This window comes from Variovorax sp. HW608 (genome assembly GCF_900090195.1).
In the GTDB taxonomy this organism is placed as follows: Bacteria; Pseudomonadota; Gammaproteobacteria; order Burkholderiales; family Burkholderiaceae_C; genus Variovorax.
In genome coordinates this window covers 4,626,386-4,646,507 of the sequence record NZ_LT607803.1, presented here as the reverse complement: position 1 = coordinate 4,646,507, position 20,122 = coordinate 4,626,386, and the positions used below count along the sequence as shown (strand labels likewise).

Genomic DNA, 20,122 nt, shown 5'->3' with positions numbered 1-20,122 from the left:
GGCTCCGCCGGGCCGCAGGGGTGCGCCCCCTTGAGGGGGTGCAGAGCCACACGAAGTGGGCGAGGCTGGGGGTGGTCTCATATTTCCTGCGGGAAGTACTTCTGGATGCAGCGGATGGGGTTGGGCGCAGCCTGCCCCAATCCGCAAATGGATGCATCGCCCATGACCTGAGCGAGGTCTTCGAGCGTGGCGTTGTCCCACGCCGGCGCTTCCATCAGCGCCGCCGCCTTCGCGGTGCCGACGCGGCACGGCGTGCACTGGCCGCAGCTCTCGTGCTCGAAGAAGCGCATCACGTTGAGCGCGGCGTCGCGCGCCCGGTCATGCTGGCTCAGCACCATCACCGCCGCGGAGCCGATGAAGCAGCCGTGCGGCTGCAGCGTGTCGAAGTCCAGCGGGATGTCGTTCATGCGCGCGGGCAGGATGCCGCCCGAGGCGCCGCCCGGCAGGTAGGCATAGAGCGTGTGGCCGTCCTGCATGCCGCCGCAGTATTCGTCGATCAGTTCCTGCACCGTGATGCCCGCCGGCGCGAGCTTGACGCCCGGTGCCTTCACGCGCCCGCTGACGCTGAAGCTGCGCAGCCCCTTGCGGCCATGGCGGCCGAAGGCGCTGAACCACTGCGGCCCCTTCTGCACGATGTCGCGCACCCAGTAGAGCGTCTCGAAGTTGTGTTCCAGCGTCGGCCGGCCGAACAGGCCCACCTGCGCGATGTAGGGCGGCCGCATGCGCGGCTCGCCGCGCTTGCCCTCGATGCTTTCGATCATCGCGGACTCTTCGCCGCAGATGTAGGCGCCCGCGCCGCGCCGCAGTTCGATGTGCGGCAGCGGGCATGGCGGATCGGCGCGCAGCCTGGCGAGCTCCGCCTCGAGGAGTTCGCGGCAGTCGTGGTATTCGTCGCGCAGGTAGAGGTAGCAGGCGTCGATGCCGACGATGCGCGCGGCGACCAGCACGCCTTCGAGGAAACGATGCGGATCGCGCTCGAGGTAGACGCGGTCCTTGAAGGTGCCGGGCTCGCCCTCGTCGATGTTGACCGCCATGAGCTTGGGCGCCGGCTGGTCGCGCACGATGCGCCACTTGCGCCCGGTCGGGAATCCCGCGCCGCCCAAGCCGCGCAGGCCCGAATTCTCCATCGCGCGGATCACCGTCTCCGCTTCCTTCTCGTTGCCCACCAGGGCGGCGGCAAGCTGGTAGCCGCCTTTCGCGCGGTAGGTGGCGTAGTCGGTATACGCCGGCTGCACCTCGATGTGCCCCGCCGGCGGCGAGACGCTTTGCTGTGCCAGCTCGGCGGGCTCGAAGCGCACGACGGACCTCTGGGCGGGCGGTCCGGCCTGCAGCGATTCGCCGGAAAGAACGGTGGCCAGCACCTTCTCCGCGGTCGCGCACGGCACCGCCCGCTGGTGCACCGCCACCGCCGGCGCCTGCTCGCAGCGCCCGATGCAGGGCGCGGGAATCACGCGCACGTCGCCGCGTCCGGCCTGACCCAGCAGCGCGGGCAGCCGGGAGAGCAGGTCCTTCGCGCCGGCCATCTCGCATGCGAGGCTCTCGCACACGCGCACCGTGAGGCCCGGCGCGTCCTGGCCACCGCGCACGATCTCGAAGTGGTGATAGAAGCTCGCGACCTCGAACACCTCCGCCATCGGGATGTTCATGAGCTTCGCGAGAGCGACCAGATGATGGTCGCGCAGGCAACCGTGCGCGTCGTTGATCCGGTGCAGGAACTCGATCAGCAGATCGCGCGGATAGCCGTCGGCCGGCGCCGGGCCGATCAGTTCGCTCACCTGCTGCAGGGAGGCCTCTTCAGGCTGGCGCCCCTTGAGCTTGCTCTTGCGCCGGATGCGCTCGCGCAGCTGGTCGGGAGTGGCAATGGCCACCTCCCTGATTTGTTCTGTGCCTGGGTATTGCATTTGCCTCGGCCTCGGGCGCCTGCCCCGGGTGGCGCCGTCTCATCGTTCGTTTCAGCCTGAAGCCCTTCTCCAGACTCGTCGAGTGTGGGCGGCCCCGGCGCGGATCGTCAAATTGGATCGCGAAATGCAGCGATTCAGAAAAGAAATGGAGCCGGGCGCCATCCGCCGCCTCGCGGGCGCCCGTCTCTCACGTGGCTAGTTGAAGAATTTCGCAACGGGTGCCAGCGTGCGATACACGCCCCAGGCCAGCGGAATGCCCACCGCCAGCCAGGCCATGATGGCCACGGCCGGGCTCACCGCATCGCTTGCGCGCACCGCGCCGGAGCCTACCTCGGCCGCCGCGGCCCTCTCGTGTGCGAGCTTCTTCTCGTGCGCCAACTCCTCTTCGGTCATGAAGTGCTTGTCGGCGACCGGACGCACCAGCAGGTTGCAGATGAGCCCGATGACCAGCATGCCGACCAGGATGTACATGGTCTGGTTGTAAACCTGCTCGCGCGGGATGCCAAGCCCGAGCTGGTATTCCCGCATGTAGTTGACGACCACCGGGCCCAGGATGCCGGCCGTGGCCCATGCGGTGAGCAGGCGGCCGTGGATCGCGCCGACCATCTGCGCGCCGAACAGGTCTGCGAGGTAAGCCGGCACCGTCGAGAAACCGCCGCCGTACATCGACAGGATGATGCAGAAGGCACCGACGAACATCAGCTTGCTGCCGATGGCCGCCGAGGTCGGCACGCTGAAGTACAGCGCGCCGCCGAGCAGGAAGAAGACGGTGTAGGTGAGCTTGCGGCCGAGCTTGTCCGACAGGCTCGCCCAGAAGAAGCGGCCGCCGATATTGAAAAGCGACAACAGCGCGGTGAAGCCGCCGGCTACCGCGGCGATGGCGGCGAGCTGAGTCTTGTCGAGTTCGCCGAACTTCTTCGGCACGTCGATCAGCGCGCCGCCGAAGACCTCCTGCAGCATCGGGCTGGCCATGCCGATCACGCCGATGCCCGCGCTCACGTTCATGGTGAGCACCATCCACACGAGCCAGAACTGCGGGATGCCCCACACCTTCTTCACGTGCACGTGGTGCTGCGTGATCATCGCGTTGCTGGTCTGCGCGGGCGGCGGGGTCCAGCCCTCGGGCTTCCAGCCGGTCGCCGGCACGCGGTAGCCGAGCGCACCGCCCATCATGAAGACGAAGTAGACCAGCGCCATCACGATGAAGGTCTGCATCACGCCGACGTCCGTGGGGCTGGAGAAGGCCTTCATCAGGTCCACCGCAAGCGGCGAGCCGATCATCGCGCCGCCGCCGAAGCCCATGATCGCCATGCCGGTCGCCATGCCGCGCCGGTCGGGGAACCACTTGATCAGCGTGCTCACCGGCGAGATGTAGCCGAGCCCCAGCCCGATGCCGCCGATCACGCCGGAGCCGACGATCATCATCCAGAACTGGTGCAGGTGAATGCCCAGCGCCGAGATCAGCATGCCGCCGCACCAGCACAGCGCCGACACCACGCCGGCCTTGCGCGGACCGGCGCGCTCGAGCCAGCCGCCCCAGAGCGCCGCGGCGCAACCGAGGAAGACGAAGAACAGCGTGTACATCCAGCCCAGCGTGGCAATGCGCCAGTCGCAGCCGGTGGCGAAGAGCTCGGCGAAAAAGCTCATGTCGTTCGGACAGGCCTTGGCGCCGGTGCCGGCGGTGGACAGCGACTTCGACAGCGGCAGCCAGAACACCGAGAAGCCGTAGGCCATGCCGATGCACAGGTGGATCGCCAGCGCTGCCGGCGGGACCAGCCAGCGGTTGAAGCCCGCCCCCGCGATGATCCGTTCCTTGTCGAGAAAGCCCGGTTCCGGTACGGCGACGCCGATGCCGTCCCCGCCGAGGACGCCTGCAGTTGAACCTGTCATCGATTGAACTCCTGTTGTGGTCTTGAGCGCGCCCTCTGTGGGGCCGGCGGAGTGTCAGTGCGAATGTTACAAATCGTCAAATAAAATCGCTCTATATGACGATTCAATAAATAAATGGACGTAACAAGGCCGGCCACGGGCCGGCCCTGCCGGGCTCAGCCGGGAATCAGGCGCCCAGCGCCCCGCTGTGCTGCTCGACCTGCTCGCGCCACTCGGGCGTCTGCAAGAGCGCCAGCGCCGCCTCCAGGGCGCGCGACGGCCGCACCCCCTGCTGCGTCATGAAGCCGATGGGCGTCTTCACGTCGGGCTCGGCGAGCGGCAGCGCTTCGAGCTCGCGATGGCTGCGCACGGCGGCCACCATGGCGCCCGGCAGCACGCTGCAGACATTGCCTGCCACCACGCCGAGCACCAGCGTCAGCACCGAGTTCGTCTCGATGGCCGGCGCAACGGTCTTTCCGCTGCCCCGGAAAGCCTGATCGATGATGTCGCGGTTGTGCATGTCCGGCGTGAGCAGGCACAGCGGCAGCTCGGCCGCCTCGGCCCAGGTGATCGGCTTGCCGATGCGCAGCATGTCCGCGGCCGGCCGCTTCGCGCGGCGCAGCAGGAAGTAGTGCTCGATGGTCTGCGGCCAGGCATCGAGCTTCACGTCCCGAAGGTGCATGCGCTCGATATAGCCCAGCGCCAGATCGAGCGAGAGGGTTTCCAGACCGGTCTCGAGCTGCTGCGAGCTCATCGTCAGCACCGACGGCACGATGCCCGGATGCCGCTGCTGCAGCATCGCCGCGAAGCGCGCCAGCACCGGGATGGCCGTGGGCACCGCCGCCATGCGCAGGTGGCCGCAGGGCTTGCCCTCCTCGCTGCGCAGTTCCTGCTGCAGCACCTCGCTTTCGCGCAGCATGCGCTGCGCGGTCGCCAGCACGAGTTCGCCTTCGTGCGTGAGCCCGACGTAGGTGCGGCCGCGCCGCACGATCACCACGCCGTATTCGGCCTCCAGCGCGCGCAGCGCATTCGACAGCGCCGGCTGAGTGATGTGGCAGGCCTGCGCGGCGCGGCCGAAATGGCGGTGCTCGTCGAGCGCGACGAGATAGCGCATCGAGGCGAGCAGGTTCATGCGAGCGCTGCAGGCCTCAGGTGTTCTTGGAGATCGTGATGGTCGGGAATTTCGACGAGAAGTCCTTGGCCTTCTCGGCGATGCCCACCGCGACGCGGCGCGCGACCGCCTTGTAGATGCCTGCCACCTCGCCGTCGGGGTCGGCCACCACCGTCGGCTTGCCGCTGTCGGCCTGCAGGCGGATGTTGATGTCCAGCGGCAGCGCGCCGAGGTACTCCATCTTGTACTGCTCGGCCATCTTCTTGCCGCCCTCGGCGCCGAAGATGTGCTCGACATGGCCGCAGTTGGAGCACACGTGCACCGCCATGTTCTCGACGATGCCGAGGATCGGCACGCCGACCTTCTCGAACATCTTGATGCCCTTCTTGGCGTCGAGCAGCGCGATGTCCTGCGGCGTGGTGACGATCACCGCGCCGGTCATCGGCACGCGCTGCGAGAGCGTGAGCTGGATGTCGCCGGTGCCCGGCGGCAGGTCGACGATCAGGTAGTCGAGGTCCTTCCAGTTGGTCTGGCGCAGCAGCTGCTCCAGCGCCTGCGTGGCCATCGGGCCGCGCCAGATCATGGCCTCGTCCTGGTCGACCAGGAAGCCGATCGACATGACCTGCACACCGTGGTTCTCCAGCGGCTCCATGGTCTTGCCGTCCTCGCTCTCGGGCCGGCGGTCGATGCCCAGCATCATCGGCTGGCTCGGGCCGTAGATGTCGGCGTCGAGCAGGCCCACCTTCGCCCCCTCGGCCGCGAGCGCGAGCGCGAGGTTGACCGCGGTGGTGCTCTTGCCGACGCCGCCCTTGCCCGATGCGACCGCGATGATGTTCTTCACGTTGGGCATCAGCTGCACGCCGCGCTGCACCGCATGGCTGATGACCTTGGTCGTGACGTTGACCGAGACGTTCTGCACGCCCGGCACCGCCTTCGCGGCCGCCACGAGCGCCTTGCGGATCTCGGGCACCTGGCTCTTGGCCGGGTAGCCGAGCTCGATGTCGAACGCGACGTCGCCGCCCTGGATCTGGACGTTCTTCAACGCCTTGGTGCTGACGAAATCCTTGCCGGTGTTGGGGTCCTGGACCGCCTGGAGTGCGCTTGCGAGCGCCTCTTGTGTAACTGCCATCTGAGTAACTCCTGAATGGCAGCTAGTCTAGTGCGGCGGCGGCAGGCGCCGGCGCCGCGCGGCGCTTGCCCATGGGGGCCAAAGATCATTTCGCCATTTGGAACCAACGATTCGTTCGTTCGCGATCGGCACGCCGCTTCGGACAATGAAGACCGTCATGAATTTCCAACAATTGCGCTCGGTGCGCGAGGCCGTGCGCTGCGGCTTCAACCTGACCGAAGTCGCTCATCAGCTTCACACCTCCCAGCCCGGCGTGAGCCGGCAGATCCGCGAACTCGAGGAAGAGCTGGGCATCGAGCTCTTCGTGCGCGCCGGCAAGCGGCTCACGGGCCTCACCGAGCCCGGCGGCCATGTGCTGCCGATCATCGAGCGCATGCTGCTGGAGAGCGCGAACCTGAAGCTCGCGGGCCAGGAATTCGTCGCGCGGCAGACCGGGCTGCTCTCGGTCGCGGCCACGCACTCCCAGGCACGCTATGCGCTGCCGGTGGCGGTGCAGGAGTTCCGGGCCCAGTTTCCCGACGTGAAGCTGCACCTGCACCAGGGCTCGCCCAAGCAGATCGCGCAGATGCTGCTCGACGGCGAGGCCGACGTCGGCATCGCGACCGAAGCGCTCGGCGACTACCCGCAGCTCGTCGCGCTGCCCTGCTACCGCTGGACGCATTCGGTGGTAGTGCCGCCCGGGCATGCGCTGCTCGACCAGCCGCTGACGCTGGGGGCGCTCGCGAAGCATCCGCTGATCACCTACGACACCGGCTTCACGGGCCGCACGCGCATCGACAGGGCCTTCGAGGAACGCGGCCTCGCGCCCAACATCGTGCTGACCGCGATGGACGCGGACGTCATCAAGACCTACGCGCAGCTGGGCATGGGCGTGGGCATCGTCGCCGGCATCGCCTACGAGGCCGAGCGCGACACGCACTTGCAGGCGCTCGACGCGGGCGAGCTGTTCGGCATCCACCTGACCAAGCTCGCGGTGCGGCGCGGCAGCTACCTGCGCGGCTACGTGCACGCCTTCATCGAATCGTTTGCGCCGACGCTGCCGCGCGAGGTGGTGGAGAAGGCGCTGGCGGAGGACCCCGCGGCGCAGATCGAATCCTGATCCGCCGGGACCGGGTACGCTTGCGCCCAGCGCATGCCTTCCGTCCCGAACGATCCGCCGAACATCGACATCTCGCCCGTGGGTCTGGTCCTGACCGGCGGCGGTGCGCGTGCGGCCTACCAGGCCGGCGTGCTGCAGGCGATCGGCAGGCTGCGGCGCAGCGCCGGCGAACGCTCGCGCATCAATCCCTTCCAGATCATCACCGGCACCTCGGCGGGCGCGATCAACGCCGCGGCGCTCGCCTGCGGGGCCGATGACTTCGAGGCCACCGTGCGGATGATCGGACGCGCCTGGTCCGGCCTCGGCCCCGGCCAGGTCTACCGCGCCGACGCGCTGAGCGTGGTGCGCAGCGACGCCCCGTGGGCGCGCCTGCTGTCAGCCGGCTGGCTGATCGCCAAATGGCGGCGCAGCGGCCTGCGCTCGCTGCTCGACAACACGCCGCTGCGCCAGTTGCTGGAGCAGATGGTGCCGCTGGCCCGGCTGGACGACCTGATGGCAAAGGGCCATCTCGACGCGCTGGCTGTGACCGCATCGAGCTACGGGTCGGGCGAGCACGTGACCTTCTACCAGGCCGGCCCGCACCAGCAGCCGTGGGTCCGCTCCAAGCGCATGGCGGTGCCGGTGCGCATCACCTACGACCATCTGCTCGCGTCCTCGGCGATTCCCTTCGTGTTCCCGGCGACGGCGCTCGACATGGGCGCGCACCTGGAGTACTTCGGCGACGGCTCGATGCGGCAGTCGGCGCCGCTGTCGGCGGCCATCCACCTGGGCGCGCGGCGCGTCCTCGCGATCGGCTCCGGCCGCATCGAGGAGCCGCAGGAGGTGCTGGCGCCGAACGCGCTCAGCGGCTATCCGTCGCTGGCGCAGATCGCCGGGCATACGCTTTCGAGCATCTTCCTGGATTCGCTGACCGCCGACGTGGAGCGCCTGCGCCGCATCAACGACACCCTGTCGCTGATCCCGCTCGAGGCGCGCCATCGAACCGCGCTGCGGCACGTCGAGCTGTTGCTGATCGCGCCGTCGCAGCGCGTGGACCTGATCGCCGCGCGGCACGCGCACGCCCTGCCGCCGGCCGTGCGCAGCCTGCTCGGCGAGCCCTCGATGCCGCGCGCGGCGGAAGAGCTCAAGGGCGCGGCGCTCGCGAGCTACCTGCTGTTCGAGAAGGCCTTCACGCGCGAGCTGATCGCGCTCGGGCGGTCGGATGCGATGGAGCAGCGCGCTGCGATCCGCCGATTCTTCGGCTGGCGGCGCTGCGAAGACTCGCCGGACGGCCTCAGGGCTCCACGCCGAGACGCTTGACCATCCGCACCGCGTCTTCCACGTCCTCGTAGTAGCCCGGGCTCGACGCGTATTCCGTGAAGCCGTGCCGCCGGTAGAAGGCCTTGGCCGGCGCGTTGCCGATCCGCGCCTCGAGCCGTATCGCGCTGAGGCCGGCCACGGCGGCGGTGGCTTCGAACCATGCCAGCAGCGCGGAGCCCACGCCCAGGCGGCGATGCTGGGCGCTGACGGCGAAGAGCGCGATGTGCGCCTCGTCGTCGCCGTACTGCATGATCCCGAAGCCCAGGAGCATGCCGTCCCGGCGCGCCACGGCCACGTTGGTCTCCTCGCTGCGGATGGCGCGCAGCACGCGGCGTTCGGTCCAGCGCCATGAAAGCCCCCGCTCGATGGCGTCGCGGGACAGCTCCGCGATCGCCCCGGCGTCGGCCGCCTGGGCAAGGGTGATTTCGTAAGCGGTGATCACGGCGGAACTCCGGTTGGCGGGACGACTATAGCCCCGGCACCTAAAATGCGTGTCCTCCTGCTGGTCCCGGCGGCTTGCGCCGCCCTCCGGTCCAGCTCGTTTTCTGATCTCCCCGAAAGCGCACCACGCGATGTCCCAGCGCAAACTCTTCGTCACCACCGCCCTGCCCTACGCCAACGGCAAGTTCCATGTCGGCCACATCATGGAATACATCCAGGCCGACATCTGGGTGCGCTTCCAGCGCATGCAGGGGCACATGGTGCACTTCGTGGGTGCCGACGACGCGCACGGGGCAGCCATCATGATCTCGGCAGAGAAGGCCGGCGTCACTCCGCAGGAATTCGTGGCAGGCATCTCTGCCGGACGCAAGGAATACCTCGACGGCTTCCACATCCGCTTCGACAACTGGCATTCCACGGCATCGCCCGAGAACAAGGAACTGGTCCAGGGCGTCTACAAGCGGCTCAAGGCCGCAGGCCTCATCACCAGTCGGGCGGTCGAACAGTTCTATGACCCGGTCAAGGGCATGTTCCTTGCCGATCGCTTCATCAAGGGCGAGTGCCCGGTGTGCCATGCCAAGGACCAGTACGGCGACGCCTGCGAGGTCTGCAGCAGCGTCTATTCGCCGACCGAACTCATCAGCCCCTATTCGACGCTGACCGGCGCGGCGCCCGAACTGCGCAGCTCGGAGCACTTCTTCTTCAAGCTCTCCGACCCGCAGGTGGTCGACTTCCTCAAGGCCTGGACGCAGGACGGCAAGCTGCAGCCCGAGATGGCGCGCAAGGCCGGCGAGTGGTTCGAGGCCGGCATGGCCGACTGGGACATCTCGCGCGAGGCGCCCTACTTCGGCATCGAGATCCCCGACGCGCCGGGCAAGTACTTCTACGTCTGGCTCGATGCGCCGGTGGGCTACCTCGCGAGCCTGAAGAACCACTTCGACAAGGGCCAGGCGGCCAACCACTGGCACGCGCCTTCGCGCACCGCACAGAGCTTCGACGACTTCGTCGCCGATCCGTCGGTGGAGCAGGTGCACTTCATCGGCAAGGACATCGTCTACTTCCACACCCTGTTCTGGCCCGCGATGCTGCAGTTCAGCGGCCGCAAGACACCGAGCCAGGTCAACGTGCACGGCTTCATCACGGTGTCGGGCGAGAAGATGAGCAAGAGCCGCGGCACCGGCATCGACCCGCTCAAGTACCTCTCGATCGGCATGAACCCCGAGTGGCTGCGCTACTACATCGCGGCCAAGCTCAACGCCAAGGTGGAGGACGTCGACTTCAACCCCGACGACTTCATCGCCCGCGTGAACGCCGACCTGATCGGCAAGTACATCAACATCGCGAGCCGCGCGGCGGGCTTCATCGCCAAGCGCTTCGGCGGCAAGCTGGGCACGGTGTCGGCGGATGGCGCGGCACTGCTGTCGGCGCTGCAGGCGGCATCGGCTTCGATGCAGACGCTCTACGACACCCGCGACTACGCACGCGCACTGCGCGAGATCATGGGGCTGGCCGACAAGGTCAACGAGTACGTCGACCAGAACAAGCCCTGGGAACTCGCCAAGAAGGAAGGCATGGATGCGCGCCTGCACGATGTCTGCAGCGCCTGCATCGAGGCCTTCCGCCTGCTGACGATCTACCTGAAGCCGGTGCTGCCGGCGCTCGCGGCGCAGGTCGAGGCCTTCCTGGGCAGCGCGCCGCTGGTCTCGGCCGACGCCGGCAGGCTGCTCGGCGCGGGCCATGCGATCAACGACTACAAGCACCTGATGCAGCGCGTCGATGCCAAGCAGCTCGACCAGCTCTTCGAGCCGCCCGAGCCGGCCGCGGCGCCTGCTGCCGCCACCGAATTGCCCGGCGGCGAAGGCATCGCGCCGACGATCACCATCGACGACTTCGCGAAGATCGACCTGCGCATCGCGAAGATCGTGGAATGCCAGAAGGTCGAAGGCTCGACCAAGCTCCTGCATCTCACGCTCGACGTCGGCGAAGGCCGGACGCGCAACGTGTTCTCGGGCATCGCCTCGGTCTACCAGCCCGAGCAGCTGGTGGGCAAGCTCACCGTGATGGTGGCGAACCTCGCGCCGCGCAAGATGAAGTTCGGCATCTCCGAAGGCATGGTGCTGGCCGCCAGCCACGCGGACGAGAAGGCGACGCCGGGCATCTATGTGCTCGAGCCGTGGCCCGGGGCCATCCCGGGCATGAGGGTCCGTTGATCATGATGCGGCGAATCGGCCTCTTCGTCGCGCTGGCGTGCACCGTGGCGCTGGGCGGATGCGCGGTAGCCGGCGCCGCTGTCGCGGTCACCAGCACCGCCGTGAGCGTGGGCGCCGGCGCCGTCGGTCTCGCGGCCGATGCCGCGATCGGCACGGCGCGCATCACCGGCAAGGCGGTGGGCGCGGCCGCCGATGCGGTGCTGCCCGGCGACTCGAATTAGCGTGTTTGTCACGGGGGCGCGTCCACAATGGCCCCCATGACGACCCGGCGCCCGATCGCTTCGTTCCGTCCCCGACTGATCGACGCGCTGGCGGGCTACAACAGGGAGCGCTTCCTCAAGGATGCAGCCGCGGGCGCGACGGTCGGCATCGTCGCGCTGCCGCTCGCGATGGCCTTCGCGATCGCATCCGGGCTCAAGCCCGAGGCCGGCATCTGGACCGCGATCATCGCGGGCTTCCTCATCTCCGCCCTCGGCGGCTCGGCGGTGCAGATCGGGGGACCGGCGGGCGCCTTCATCGTGATCGTCTACGGCATCGTCGAACGCTACGGCGTGGCCAACCTGCTGATCGCCACCGCTTGCGCCGGCGTGCTGCTCTTCCTCTTGGGCCTGTTCCGGCTCGGCACGCTGGTGCGCTACGTGCCGGTGTCGATCGTGATCGGCTTCACCAACGGCATTGCGGCGCTGATCCTCATCTCGCAGATCAAGGACTGGCTCGGCCTGTCGATCGAGAAGATGCCGGCCGACATGTTCTCGCAGCTGCACGCGCTGGCGACCCACCTCGACACCTTCAATCCCTACGCCTTCGGGCTCGGCCTGGCTTGCCTCGTCGGCTTGTTCGCCTGGCCCAGGCTGCTGCACGACTCGACCCGCTTCGGTCACGCGGTGCGCATCGTGCTGGGTCGCGTGGCCGATACGCGCGCGGTGCGGGCGGGCTCGCGCGTGCCGGGGCCGATCGTGGCGCTCGTCACGCTCACGCTGGTGTCGTGGGGATTCAGTCTGCAGGTCGAAACCATCGGCACCCGGTTCGGCGGCATCCCGCAGGGCCTTCCGGCTTTTGCGCTGCCCGATTTCTCGTGGGAGACGGTCAAGCAGCTCGTGACGCCGACGCTCACCATCGCGGCGCTGGGCGCGATCGAGTCGCTCCTGTGTGCGCGCATCGCCGACCAGGTCAGCGGGCTGCCGCGCCACGATCCCAACCAGGAGCTCATGGCGCAGGGCATCGCGAACACGGTCGCACCTTTCTTCGGCGGCATGCCGGCGACGGGCACCATCGCGCGCACCGTCACCAACGTGCGCGCGGGCGCCACTTCGCCGATCGCCGGCATCGTGCATGCGATGAGCCTGATGGCCGTGGTGCTCGTGGCCGCACCGCTGGCGCAACACGTGCCGCTCGCGGTGCTGGCGGGCATCCTGGTCTTCGTGGCCTGGAACATGGGCGAATGGCGCGAGTTCTCGCCGTACATGCTGCGGCGCTTCAGCCGCCACTACCGGCTGCTGATGCTGGGCACCTTCTTCCTCACCGTGGTGTTCGACCTCACGGTCGCCGTGCAGGCAGGCATCGTGCTCGCCTGCGCCCTCTTCATCCGGCGCATGAGCGGGCTGTTCAACGTCGAGATGGTCTCGCTGGAACCGCCGGTGCTGACCTTCAGGCTCTACGGGGCGCTCTTCTTCGGCGCGGCGGCCAAGCTGGATGCGGCGGCGCAGGCGGTCGAGCGCGCGCCGCGCGGCATGACGGTGGTGCTCGATGCGATGCACCTCATCTCGCTCGACGCGACCGGGCTCGATGCGCTGCGGCAGCTGCACAAAACGGTGCTCGGGCGCGGCGGTGCGCTCAGCATCGAATCACTGCAGCCGCAGCCGCTGGAGGTCATCGTCCGCTCGGGCTTCGCGGACGAACTGGCATCGGGCATGCCGCGCGCCGATGAGGGCTAAGGTGCTTCCACGCTGCGGTCGGGCGACGAACCCGCGCTGACCACGCGCTGCGCGTCATCCACCGTGGCGGTGAACACCATCGGCGAATTCGGCGGCTGGACCCAGCGCCATTCCCATTCGGTCTGGCTCTTGAGCGGGTACGGCGTGCGCCTGGCGGGCTTGCCGAGCAGCCGGCGCATATCCTCCATCGGCATGCCGGGCGTGACCTTGGCGAAGTTCTCCGGCGTGAGCACCTGGCGCAGCGCGCTCATCTTGCCGTCGGGGCCGATCGTGATCATGTAGTTCTTCTGGCCCTGCGGCTGGCGGTTGTATTCGAAGACCCGGCCGGCCGGCGTGTCCCAGACGTTCTCGGGCACGCCGAAGCGCGCGCGGACGTCGGCCTCGGTGGAGACGCCCTCCTCCAGTTCGCTGATGCGCTTCGAGTCGCAGCCGAGAAGCCAGAACATGGTGGTCAGAAGCAGAAGAGCCGCGATGCCGCGGCGGATTGTCGATGGCTGCATACCGTCCCAGGAAATTGCACGGGACGGAAAGTCTAGCCGTCGCCGTCAGTTCGCCGCGAAGCAGTACATCAGGCCTGCACCGCCGGTACTTCTGAGAGCTTCCAGGCTGCAGCCCCGGGTGGCGTGCGAGGAGTTCCAGGACATCGACGCCGGCGGCGCGTTCGTGCCCATGCGGTTGTGATGGCCGACGATGGCGGAGCCCTCGCCGCTCTGGGTCCAGTTGCCGCAGGTCGTGTCCTTGCTGATGTCGGTGGAAGCGCGCCCGTCCGGCATCGAGCCGGTCAGGATGTCATGGTTGTTGACGGGGTCGCCGCTCGCGCTGACGATCTCGCCCTTTTCCGTCAGGCCCGTCTGCTTGTCGATGTTGTTGGTGCCGTGCAGCTCCTCGAGGTTGTTGGCGATCGTCACGCCTTTCACGTTGACCCACGGCCCGTTGCCGATGCGATCGCGGGCGTTCACCGCCGGAGTGCCGGCCGTCGCCGTCGTGCTCAGGTACGCACGCCAGGTGCGGCCCCCGGCACCGACGCTTTCGGCGAGGCTCTGACAATGGCGATCAGCGCCCGCGAGACCGCCGAAGTCGCCTCCCTTGCCCGGATTGGCGCTGGTAATGAAGAAGCTCATCTTGTTCCGCGGTGCGGACGAGCCGCCCATCGCGCAGGCGGCCAGCAGTGCGGCGGCAGCGATCGTCGAAGCAAGGAATAGCGTGTATCGGCGTTTCATCGACAGGCTCCTTGGTGTTTGGGAGCCGCCACGCTAGCGCATGCCAGAGCCCGCTTCAAGGCGGAATCCACCCGGTAAAATCCCGCCCCAAAGGTTCAATCGCCATGCCCATCTTCGCCCGCCCGCACTACACCTCCGAGATCACCAACTTCATCGAAGAGATGAAGGAAAAGAAGCCGACGCTCGAGGCCGAACAGCGCGCCGGCCGCGCCCTGCTGTGGGACAAGCACCTCGACCCCAGCCTGCAGGAGGAATTCAGCGAAGGCCGGGTGCCGCAGCAGCCCTACGTCTACCAGACCCAAGCCAAGTAAGTGACCATCCGCGCCGTACCGGGTTCCGGCGCCCGCCGCCAGGGCGAAGGCGCCGAAACGGATGAGCACGACCTTTCCTCACAGGACGTGGTCACGGCGGAGGACGGCGCTGCCGTCGTGCCGCCGATGCCCGACGTGATCGACCAGGTCGCCCTCGCCCGGCTGTACGGCGAGCCGCTGTTCGCGCTGCCGAACGACCTCTACATCCCGCCCGACGCGCTGAAGGTCTTCCTCGAAGCCTTCGAGGGGCCGCTGGACCTGCTGCTCTACCTCATCCGCAAGCAGAACTTCAACATCCTCGACATCCCGATGGCCGGGCTGACTCGGCAGTACCTGAGCTACGTCGACGAAATCCGGCAAACCAATCTCGAGCTCGCTGCCGAGTACCTGCTGATGGCGGCGATGCTCATCGAGATCAAGTCGCGCATGCTGCTGCCGCCCAAGAAGACGGCCGACGGCGAGGAAGCCGAGGATCCGCGCGCCGAGCTCGTGCGCCGGCTGCTCGAATACGAACAGACCAAGCTGCAGGCCGCCGCGCTGAGCGCGCTGCCGCAGGCCGGGCGCGATTTCTGGAAGGCACAGGTCTACATCGAGCAATCGCTGAAGCCGCGCTTTCCGGACGTCAACGTGATCGACCTGCGCGAAGCCTGGGCCGACATCCTCAAGCGCGCGAAGCTGGTGCAGCACCACAAGATCTCGCGCGAGGAACTGAGCGTGCGCGAGCACATGAGCCTCGTGCTGCGCCAGTTGCAGGGGCGGCAGTTCGTCGAGTTCGAGAAGCTCTTCGATGTGTCGCGCGGCACGCCGGTGATGATCGTCACCTTCATCGCGATGCTCGAGCTCGCCAAGGAGACGCTGATCGACATCACGCAGGCCGAGGCCTTCGCGCCGATCTACGTGCGGCTGGCCTACACGCCGGCCTGAGCTCAGGCGGATTCGCTGCCGGGCTCGCGGGCCATGAGCCCGGCGACCGCATCCGCCGGCCGCACGCGGCCGTCGAGCACCGCCACCACGCCGGCCGAAATCGGCATCTCGACGCCCAGATGCCGCGCGCGCTGCACCACGGTGCGCGCGCAATAGACGCCTTCGGCCACGTGGCCGAGCGAATCGACCGCCTGCGACAGCGTCTGGCCCTGTGCCAGCAGAAGCCCGACCTTGCGGTTGCGCGACAGGTCGCCGGTGGCGGTCAGGACCAGATCGCCGAGACCGGAGAGCCCCATGAAGGTCTCCGGGCGCGCGCCGAGCGCCACGCCGAACCGCGTCATTTCGGCCAGGCCGCGCGTGATGAGCGCCGCCCGGGCATTGAGCCCCAGCGCGAGCCCGTCGGCCAGCCCGGTCGCGATCGCCAGGACGTTCTTGACCGCACCGCCGACTTCGACGCCGACGATGTCGTCGTTGGCATAGACCCGCAGGGTGGGGCCATGGAAAGCCTCCACCAGCGCCTTGCGCACATCGGCGCGTCGACTGGCCGCCACCAGCGCCGTGGGACGGGCCTGTGCCACCTCCTGCGCGAAGCTCGGCCCGCTCAGGACGCCGGCGGCGAGTCCGGGCGCGACCTGGGCCTGGATTTCATGGGCCAGCAAGCCTTCCCCGCCGCCCCCGGCGAGTGCCGGCTCGACACCTTTGGAAAGCCAGGCAACCGGGGACGACAAGCCATCGAGCAGGCAGAGCTGCTCGCGCAAGGCCGCCATCGGCGTGGCAATGATGACGAGATCGGCAGCTTTCGCCGCGGCGAGCGCATCGCCGGACGCCAGGGTGATGGAGGGAGGAAGCGCGACGCCCGGCAGGTAGCGCGCATTCTCGCGCGCCGCCGACATGGCTTGCGCCTGAGCGGCGTCACGGGCCCAGAGCGTGACCGCGTGACGGCCGGAAGCATTGACCGCCAGCGCCGTTCCCCAGGCGCCGGCTCCGAGCACGCAGATTCTCATCGGCGGCGGCGGGCAGTACCGATTACTGCGTGATGATCGGCGAGGGCTGATTGGCGGCGGCCTGCGCCTGCTGCTGCTCGAACATCGCCTGGAAGTTGATTTCGGCCAGGTGCACCGGCGGGAAGCCGCCGCGCTGGATCACGTCGGCGACGTTGCCGCGCAGGTACGGATAGACGATCTGCGGGCAGGCGATGCCGAGGATCGGGCCCATCTGATCTTCGGGCAGGTTGCGGATTTCGAAGATGCCGGCCTGCTTGGCCTCGACCAGGAACACCGTCTTCTCGCCGATCTTGGTCTGCACGGTCGCCGAGACAGTGATTTCGAAGATGCCGTCAGCCACGGGCTGGGCGTCGACGCCGAGCTGGATGTCGACCGTCGGCTGCTGCTGCTCGAGCAGGATGGCCGGCGAATTGGGTTGCTCGAGCGAGAGATCCTTCAGATAGACGCGCTGGATCTGAAAGACGGGATCTTGTGCTTGCTGGTCGGCCATGGCTGAACTTTCGAGAGTCAAAACAACGCCCGCCCGGGAAAACCCCGGAGCGGGCTTCTGGATGTAGCGGGCGATTATCGCCCGTGAGAACGCGGCACCGGACTCAGGCGCCCTCAAGCAGCGGCATCAGGCCGCCGCGGCCGTCGAGCGCGATCAGGTCGTCGCAGCCACCGACGTGCGTATCGCCGATGAAGATCTGCGGCACCGTGCGGCGCTGGGTGATGTCCATCATCGTGGCACGCGCCCGGGGGTCGCTGTCGATGCGGATCTCTTCGATCTGTTCCACGCCCTTGGACTTGAGGATTTGCTTCGCGCGAATGCAGTAGGGGCAAACGGCGGTGGTGTACATCTTGACGGCTTGCATGGGTCCTTGCATGGGTCGTAAGTCGGGAAAGTTCAGGCCTTTTCAACCGGGAGGTTAGCTTCTTTCCACGACTTGAGTCCGCCGGAGACCGCTTGGGCTTGCTCGTAGCCCAGCTTCTTGGCCGTCGCCACGGCGCGTTGCGCACGCGCGCCAGTGGCACAAATCAGCAACAAAGGCAACGATTTGTTCTTCACCGCACTGGGGAGCTTCTGTTCCAGCTCGCTGAGCGGCACATTCTTGGCACCGGTGACATGGCCAGTGGCAAACTCCTCCGGCTCCCGAACGTCGACCACCACTGCACGCTCACGATTGATCAACTGCACCGCCCCCTGCGCCGAGAGCGAGCCGCCGCCGGCCCCGCGCAGCATCGGCCAGAAAAGCATGCCTCCCGAGGCCAGTGCGATCAGGATGAGCATCCAGTTGTCGACGATGAATTTCACGGTGTTCCTTGAGTGGCAAACCTCGGATTTTAGAATGTCGGGTTTACGACCGCGTTCCCAAAGGCCTCCCCCATGCACAAACTGGTACTGATCCGCCATGGCGAATCGACCTGGAATCTCGAAAACCGCTTCACCGGCTGGACCGATGTCGACCTGACCGCCGCCGGCATCGAGCAGGCCAAACAGGCCGGCCGCCTGCTCAAGGCGGAGGGCTACGACTTCGACGTGGCCTACACCAGCGTCCTCAAGCGCGCCACCCGCACCCTGTGGCACACGCTCGACGAACTCGATCGCACCTGGCTGCCGGTCGTGCATTCCTGGCGCCTCAACGAACGCCACTACGGCGCCCTCCAGGGCCTGAACAAGGCGGAAACGGCCAAGAAATACGGCGACGAGCAGGTGCTGGTCTGGCGCCGCAGCTACGGCACGCCGCCGCCGCCGCTGGAGTCGAACGACCCGCGCAGCGAACGCACCGACATCCGCTACGCCAAGCTGCCGCCGGAACAGATCCCGCTGACCGAGTGCCTGAAGGACACCGTCGCCCGCGTGCTGCCCTTCTGGAACGAATCCATGGCGCCGGCGATTCGCGCCGGCCGCCGGCTGGTCGTCGCGGCGCACGGCAATTCCATCCGCGCGCTGGTCAAGTACCTGGACGGGATTTCCGACGACGCCATCGTCGGCCTCAACATTCCCAACGGAATTCCTCTGGTCTACGAACTGGACGATGATCTCAAGCCGCTGCGCCATTACTACCTGGGCGACGCGGAAGCGGCCGAGAAGGCCGCCGCCGCGGTCGCGGCGCAAGGCAAAAAGGGTTGAGCGCAAAGTCCTCCAGAGTTCGAGTCATTCACGGAACCCGGGCAGACAAGTAGCTTCCAAGCTGTGTATATTGATTTGACAGGCGACAAGGACTCCTACACATGGGCCAGAAACTGAAAATTGGCGGCTGGATTGCCGCGGGTGCCGTTGCGGGCGCACTGACCACGGTCTCGTTGCAAACCGTCGCACGCGGTTCGCTGGCCCCCCTGCCACTGGAGGAACTGCAGCAGCTCGCTGCGGTTTTCGGCATGGTCAAGACCGACTACGTCGAGCCGGTCGACGAGAAGAAGCTCATCTCGGACGCCATCTCCGGCATGGTCGCCGGGCTCGATCCGCATTCGCAGTACTTCGACAAGAAGTCGTTCAAGGAATTTCGTGAGGGCACCACCGGCCGCTTCGTCGGCGTGGGCATCGAGATTTCGCAAGAGGACGGCCTGGTCAAGATCGTGTCCCCGATCGAGGGCTCCCCGGCGTTCCGAGCCGGCCTGAAGCCGAACGACCTGATCACCAAGATCGACGACACCGCCGTGCGCGGCCTCTCGCTCAACGACGCGGTGAAGCGCATGCGGGGCGAAGCCAACACCAAGGTGCTGCTGACGATCTACCGCAAGGACGAGAACCGGACCTTCCCGGTCACGATCACGCGCGAGGAAATCCGCACCCAATCGGTGCGCGGCAAGGTCATGGAGCCGGGCTACGCGTGGATTCGCCTGTCGCAGTTCCAGGAGCGGACCGTCGACGACTTCGTCAAGAAGGTCGAGGAAATCTACAAGCAGGAGCCGAACCTCAAGGGTCTGGTGCTCGATCTGCGCAACGACCCCGGCGGCCTGCTCGACGCCGCGGTGGCGATTTCCTCCGCATTCCTGCCCGAGAACGTGACTGTCGTGTCGACGGACGGGCAGCTGGCCGAAAGCAAGGCCGTCTACAAGGCCGCGCCCGAGTTCTACCAGCGTCGCGCAGGCAGCGACCCGCTGCGCGGCCTGCCGCCCGCACTCAAGACCGTGCCGCTGGTCGTGCTCGTCAACGAGGGCTCCGCCTCCGCCAGCGAAATCGTCGCCGGCGCGCTGCAGGACCACAAGCGCGCGACCGTCATGGGCAGCCAGACCTTCGGCAAGGGCTCGGTCCAGACGGTGCGGCCGCTGGGCCCCGACACCGGCCTGAAGATCACGACGGCCCGCTACTACACGCCGAGCGGCACCTCGATCCAGGCCAAGGGCATCGTTCCGAACGTGCTGGTCGACGAAAGCGCCGAGGGCAGCCCTTACGCCGCCCTGCGCATGCGCGAAGCCGACCTCGAGAAGCACCTCGCGAGCGGCCAGGGCCCCGAGGTCAAGGATCCCGAGCGCGAGAAGGCGCGCGACGAAGCCCGCAAGCGCCTCGAAGAGGAAGCCAAGAAGGCGCCGCAGGATCGCAAGGTTCCGGAGTTCGGCGCCGACAAGGACTTCCCGCTGGTCCAGGCGCTCAACCGGCTCAAGGGCCAGCCGGTGCTCGTGAGCAAGACGCAGGTGATCGTCGACAACAAGGAAGAGAAGAAGGAAAACTGACCCTCGGGCGGCC

The 20,122-nt window shown here is 67.5% G+C and carries 20 protein-coding genes; 9 read left to right on the top strand and 11 right to left on the bottom strand.

Annotation, left to right across the window (positions count from 1 at the left end):
* Positions 1-77: 77 nt before the first annotated feature.
* The 4 genes from VAR608DRAFT_RS21910 to apbC all read right to left on the bottom strand — a co-directional run bounded on the left by VAR608DRAFT_RS21910 (position 78) and on the right by apbC (position 6,010).
* Complete coding sequence (locus tag VAR608DRAFT_RS21910) at positions 78-1,901, bottom strand: NADH-ubiquinone oxidoreductase-F iron-sulfur binding region domain-containing protein (RefSeq protein WP_088955981.1); 1,824 nt, start codon at positions 1,899-1,901, stop codon at positions 78-80.
* Between the two features lie 195 nt (positions 1,902-2,096).
* Positions 2,097-3,791 carry an OFA family MFS transporter gene (locus VAR608DRAFT_RS21905; protein ID WP_088955980.1) on the bottom strand — a complete coding sequence of 565 codons (1,695 nt, stop codon included), beginning with the start codon at positions 3,789-3,791 and terminating at the stop codon, positions 2,097-2,099.
* A gap of 166 nt (positions 3,792-3,957) precedes the next feature.
* Positions 3,958-4,902, bottom strand: coding sequence for a LysR substrate-binding domain-containing protein (locus tag VAR608DRAFT_RS21900; RefSeq protein WP_088955979.1), 945 nt, complete (start codon positions 4,900-4,902; stop codon positions 3,958-3,960).
* A gap of 16 nt (positions 4,903-4,918) precedes the next feature.
* Entirely contained in the window at positions 4,919-6,010 is a 1,092-nt protein-coding gene (apbC, locus tag VAR608DRAFT_RS21895; RefSeq protein WP_088955978.1) for an iron-sulfur cluster carrier protein ApbC, read from the bottom strand.
* A 157-nt stretch (positions 6,011-6,167) separates the two neighbouring features.
* On the opposite strand from apbC, the gene VAR608DRAFT_RS21890 reads away from it, so the two are divergent.
* Positions 6,168-7,109, top strand: a complete 942-nt coding sequence (locus VAR608DRAFT_RS21890; RefSeq protein ID WP_088955977.1) for a CysB family HTH-type transcriptional regulator — start codon at positions 6,168-6,170, stop codon at positions 7,107-7,109.
* A 33-nt stretch (positions 7,110-7,142) separates the two neighbouring features.
* Positions 7,143-8,408, top strand: a complete 1,266-nt coding sequence (locus VAR608DRAFT_RS21885) for a patatin-like phospholipase family protein (protein WP_088955976.1) — start codon at positions 7,143-7,145, stop codon at positions 8,406-8,408.
* On the opposite strand, the gene VAR608DRAFT_RS21880 is transcribed toward VAR608DRAFT_RS21885, so the two are convergent.
* Entirely contained in the window at positions 8,383-8,850 is a 468-nt protein-coding gene (locus VAR608DRAFT_RS21880; protein ID WP_157731081.1) for a GNAT family N-acetyltransferase, read from the bottom strand. The genes VAR608DRAFT_RS21885 and VAR608DRAFT_RS21880 overlap by 26 nt on opposite strands.
* 130 nt (positions 8,851-8,980) lie before the next feature.
* On the opposite strand from VAR608DRAFT_RS21880, the gene metG reads away from it, so the two are divergent.
* From metG to VAR608DRAFT_RS21865, 3 genes are read left to right on the top strand one after another with little or no spacing between them, the layout of a single operon-like run.
* Complete coding sequence (gene metG, locus VAR608DRAFT_RS21875) at positions 8,981-11,059, top strand: methionine--tRNA ligase (protein WP_088955974.1); 2,079 nt, start codon at positions 8,981-8,983, stop codon at positions 11,057-11,059.
* A gap of 2 nt (positions 11,060-11,061) precedes the next feature.
* Positions 11,062-11,280 (top strand): hypothetical protein, encoded by a 219-nt coding sequence (locus tag VAR608DRAFT_RS21870; protein WP_088958905.1) that lies wholly within the window; start codon positions 11,062-11,064, stop codon positions 11,278-11,280.
* Positions 11,281-11,316: 36 nt separating this feature from the next.
* Positions 11,317-12,993 (top strand): SulP family inorganic anion transporter, encoded by a 1,677-nt coding sequence (locus tag VAR608DRAFT_RS21865; protein WP_088958904.1) that lies wholly within the window; start codon positions 11,317-11,319, stop codon positions 12,991-12,993.
* Here VAR608DRAFT_RS21865 and VAR608DRAFT_RS21860 read toward each other — a convergent pair.
* Positions 12,990-13,439 carry an outer membrane protein assembly factor BamE gene (locus VAR608DRAFT_RS21860; RefSeq protein WP_088958903.1) on the bottom strand — a complete coding sequence of 150 codons (450 nt, stop codon included), beginning with the start codon at positions 13,437-13,439 and terminating at the stop codon, positions 12,990-12,992. The two genes, VAR608DRAFT_RS21865 and VAR608DRAFT_RS21860, sit on opposite strands and share 4 nt — an antisense overlap.
* A 99-nt stretch (positions 13,440-13,538) precedes the next feature.
* Positions 13,539-14,213, bottom strand: a complete 675-nt coding sequence (locus tag VAR608DRAFT_RS21855; RefSeq protein WP_088955973.1) for a hypothetical protein — start codon at positions 14,211-14,213, stop codon at positions 13,539-13,541.
* Between the two features lie 104 nt (positions 14,214-14,317).
* Between VAR608DRAFT_RS21855 and VAR608DRAFT_RS21850 the strand changes: the two genes are divergently transcribed.
* Both VAR608DRAFT_RS21850 and VAR608DRAFT_RS21845 read left to right on the top strand, forming a co-directional pair.
* Complete coding sequence (locus VAR608DRAFT_RS21850; protein WP_088955972.1) at positions 14,318-14,524, top strand: DUF3460 family protein; 207 nt, start codon at positions 14,318-14,320, stop codon at positions 14,522-14,524.
* 126 nt (positions 14,525-14,650) lie between these two features.
* Positions 14,651-15,448 (top strand): segregation and condensation protein A, encoded by a 798-nt coding sequence (locus VAR608DRAFT_RS21845; protein WP_088958902.1) that lies wholly within the window; start codon positions 14,651-14,653, stop codon positions 15,446-15,448.
* 2 nt (positions 15,449-15,450) lie between these two features.
* Here VAR608DRAFT_RS21845 and VAR608DRAFT_RS21840 read toward each other — a convergent pair whose 3' ends face one another.
* The 4 genes from VAR608DRAFT_RS21840 to VAR608DRAFT_RS21825 all read right to left on the bottom strand — a co-directional run bounded on the left by VAR608DRAFT_RS21840 (position 15,451) and on the right by VAR608DRAFT_RS21825 (position 17,746).
* Positions 15,451-16,452, bottom strand: coding sequence for an NAD(P)H-dependent glycerol-3-phosphate dehydrogenase (locus VAR608DRAFT_RS21840; RefSeq protein ID WP_088955971.1), 1,002 nt, complete (start codon positions 16,450-16,452; stop codon positions 15,451-15,453).
* Between the two features lie 22 nt (positions 16,453-16,474).
* Positions 16,475-16,942, bottom strand: a complete 468-nt coding sequence (gene secB / locus VAR608DRAFT_RS21835; RefSeq protein ID WP_088955970.1) for a protein-export chaperone SecB — start codon at positions 16,940-16,942, stop codon at positions 16,475-16,477.
* A 103-nt stretch (positions 16,943-17,045) separates the two neighbouring features.
* A complete protein-coding gene (grxC, locus tag VAR608DRAFT_RS21830) occupies positions 17,046-17,306 on the bottom strand; it encodes a glutaredoxin 3 (protein WP_088955969.1) in 261 nt (86 codons plus the stop codon).
* 32 nt (positions 17,307-17,338) lie between these two features.
* On the bottom strand, positions 17,339-17,746 hold the full coding sequence (locus VAR608DRAFT_RS21825; protein ID WP_088955968.1) for a rhodanese-like domain-containing protein: 408 nt from the start codon (positions 17,744-17,746) through the stop codon (positions 17,339-17,341).
* 72 nt (positions 17,747-17,818) lie between these two features.
* On the opposite strand from VAR608DRAFT_RS21825, the gene gpmA reads away from it, so the two are divergent.
* Together gpmA and VAR608DRAFT_RS21815 are read left to right on the top strand one after the other, a co-directional pair.
* The gene (gpmA, locus tag VAR608DRAFT_RS21820) at positions 17,819-18,565 is read left to right on the top strand and encodes a 2,3-diphosphoglycerate-dependent phosphoglycerate mutase (protein WP_088955967.1); all 747 of its coding nucleotides are present in this window, start codon (positions 17,819-17,821) and stop codon (positions 18,563-18,565) included.
* A gap of 101 nt (positions 18,566-18,666) precedes the next feature.
* Positions 18,667-20,109 (top strand): S41 family peptidase, encoded by a 1,443-nt coding sequence (locus VAR608DRAFT_RS21815; RefSeq protein WP_088955966.1) that lies wholly within the window; start codon positions 18,667-18,669, stop codon positions 20,107-20,109.
* Positions 20,110-20,122 lie beyond the last annotated feature (13 nt).

Coding starts and splice junctions, on each gene's coding strand:
- VAR608DRAFT_RS21910 (WP_088955981.1), bottom strand. CDS start 1,901: ATGCAATACCCAGGCACAGAACAAATCAGGGAGGTGGCCATTGCCACT.
- VAR608DRAFT_RS21905 (WP_088955980.1), bottom strand. CDS start 3,791: ATGACAGGTTCAACTGCAGGCGTCCTCGGCGGGGACGGCATCGGCGTC.
- VAR608DRAFT_RS21900 (WP_088955979.1), bottom strand. CDS start 4,902: ATGAACCTGCTCGCCTCGATGCGCTATCTCGTCGCGCTCGACGAGCAC.
- apbC (WP_088955978.1), bottom strand. CDS start 6,010: ATGGCAGTTACACAAGAGGCGCTCGCAAGCGCACTCCAGGCGGTCCAG.
- VAR608DRAFT_RS21890 (WP_088955977.1), top strand. CDS start 6,168: ATGAATTTCCAACAATTGCGCTCGGTGCGCGAGGCCGTGCGCTGCGGC.
- VAR608DRAFT_RS21885 (WP_088955976.1), top strand. CDS start 7,143: ATGCCTTCCGTCCCGAACGATCCGCCGAACATCGACATCTCGCCCGTG.
- metG (WP_088955974.1), top strand. CDS start 8,981: ATGTCCCAGCGCAAACTCTTCGTCACCACCGCCCTGCCCTACGCCAAC.
- VAR608DRAFT_RS21870 (WP_088958905.1), top strand. CDS start 11,062: ATGATGCGGCGAATCGGCCTCTTCGTCGCGCTGGCGTGCACCGTGGCG.
- VAR608DRAFT_RS21865 (WP_088958904.1), top strand. CDS start 11,317: ATGACGACCCGGCGCCCGATCGCTTCGTTCCGTCCCCGACTGATCGAC.
- VAR608DRAFT_RS21860 (WP_088958903.1), bottom strand. CDS start 13,439: ATGTTCTGGCTTCTCGGCTGCGACTCGAAGCGCATCAGCGAACTGGAG.
- VAR608DRAFT_RS21855 (WP_088955973.1), bottom strand. CDS start 14,213: ATGAAACGCCGATACACGCTATTCCTTGCTTCGACGATCGCTGCCGCC.
- VAR608DRAFT_RS21850 (WP_088955972.1), top strand. CDS start 14,318: ATGCCCATCTTCGCCCGCCCGCACTACACCTCCGAGATCACCAACTTC.
- VAR608DRAFT_RS21845 (WP_088958902.1), top strand. CDS start 14,651: ATGCCCGACGTGATCGACCAGGTCGCCCTCGCCCGGCTGTACGGCGAG.
- VAR608DRAFT_RS21840 (WP_088955971.1), bottom strand. CDS start 16,452: ATGAGAATCTGCGTGCTCGGAGCCGGCGCCTGGGGAACGGCGCTGGCG.
- secB (WP_088955970.1), bottom strand. CDS start 16,942: ATGGCCGACCAGCAAGCACAAGATCCCGTCTTTCAGATCCAGCGCGTC.
- grxC (WP_088955969.1), bottom strand. CDS start 17,306: ATGCAAGCCGTCAAGATGTACACCACCGCCGTTTGCCCCTACTGCATT.
- gpmA (WP_088955967.1), top strand. CDS start 17,819: ATGCACAAACTGGTACTGATCCGCCATGGCGAATCGACCTGGAATCTC.
- VAR608DRAFT_RS21815 (WP_088955966.1), top strand. CDS start 18,667: ATGGGCCAGAAACTGAAAATTGGCGGCTGGATTGCCGCGGGTGCCGTT.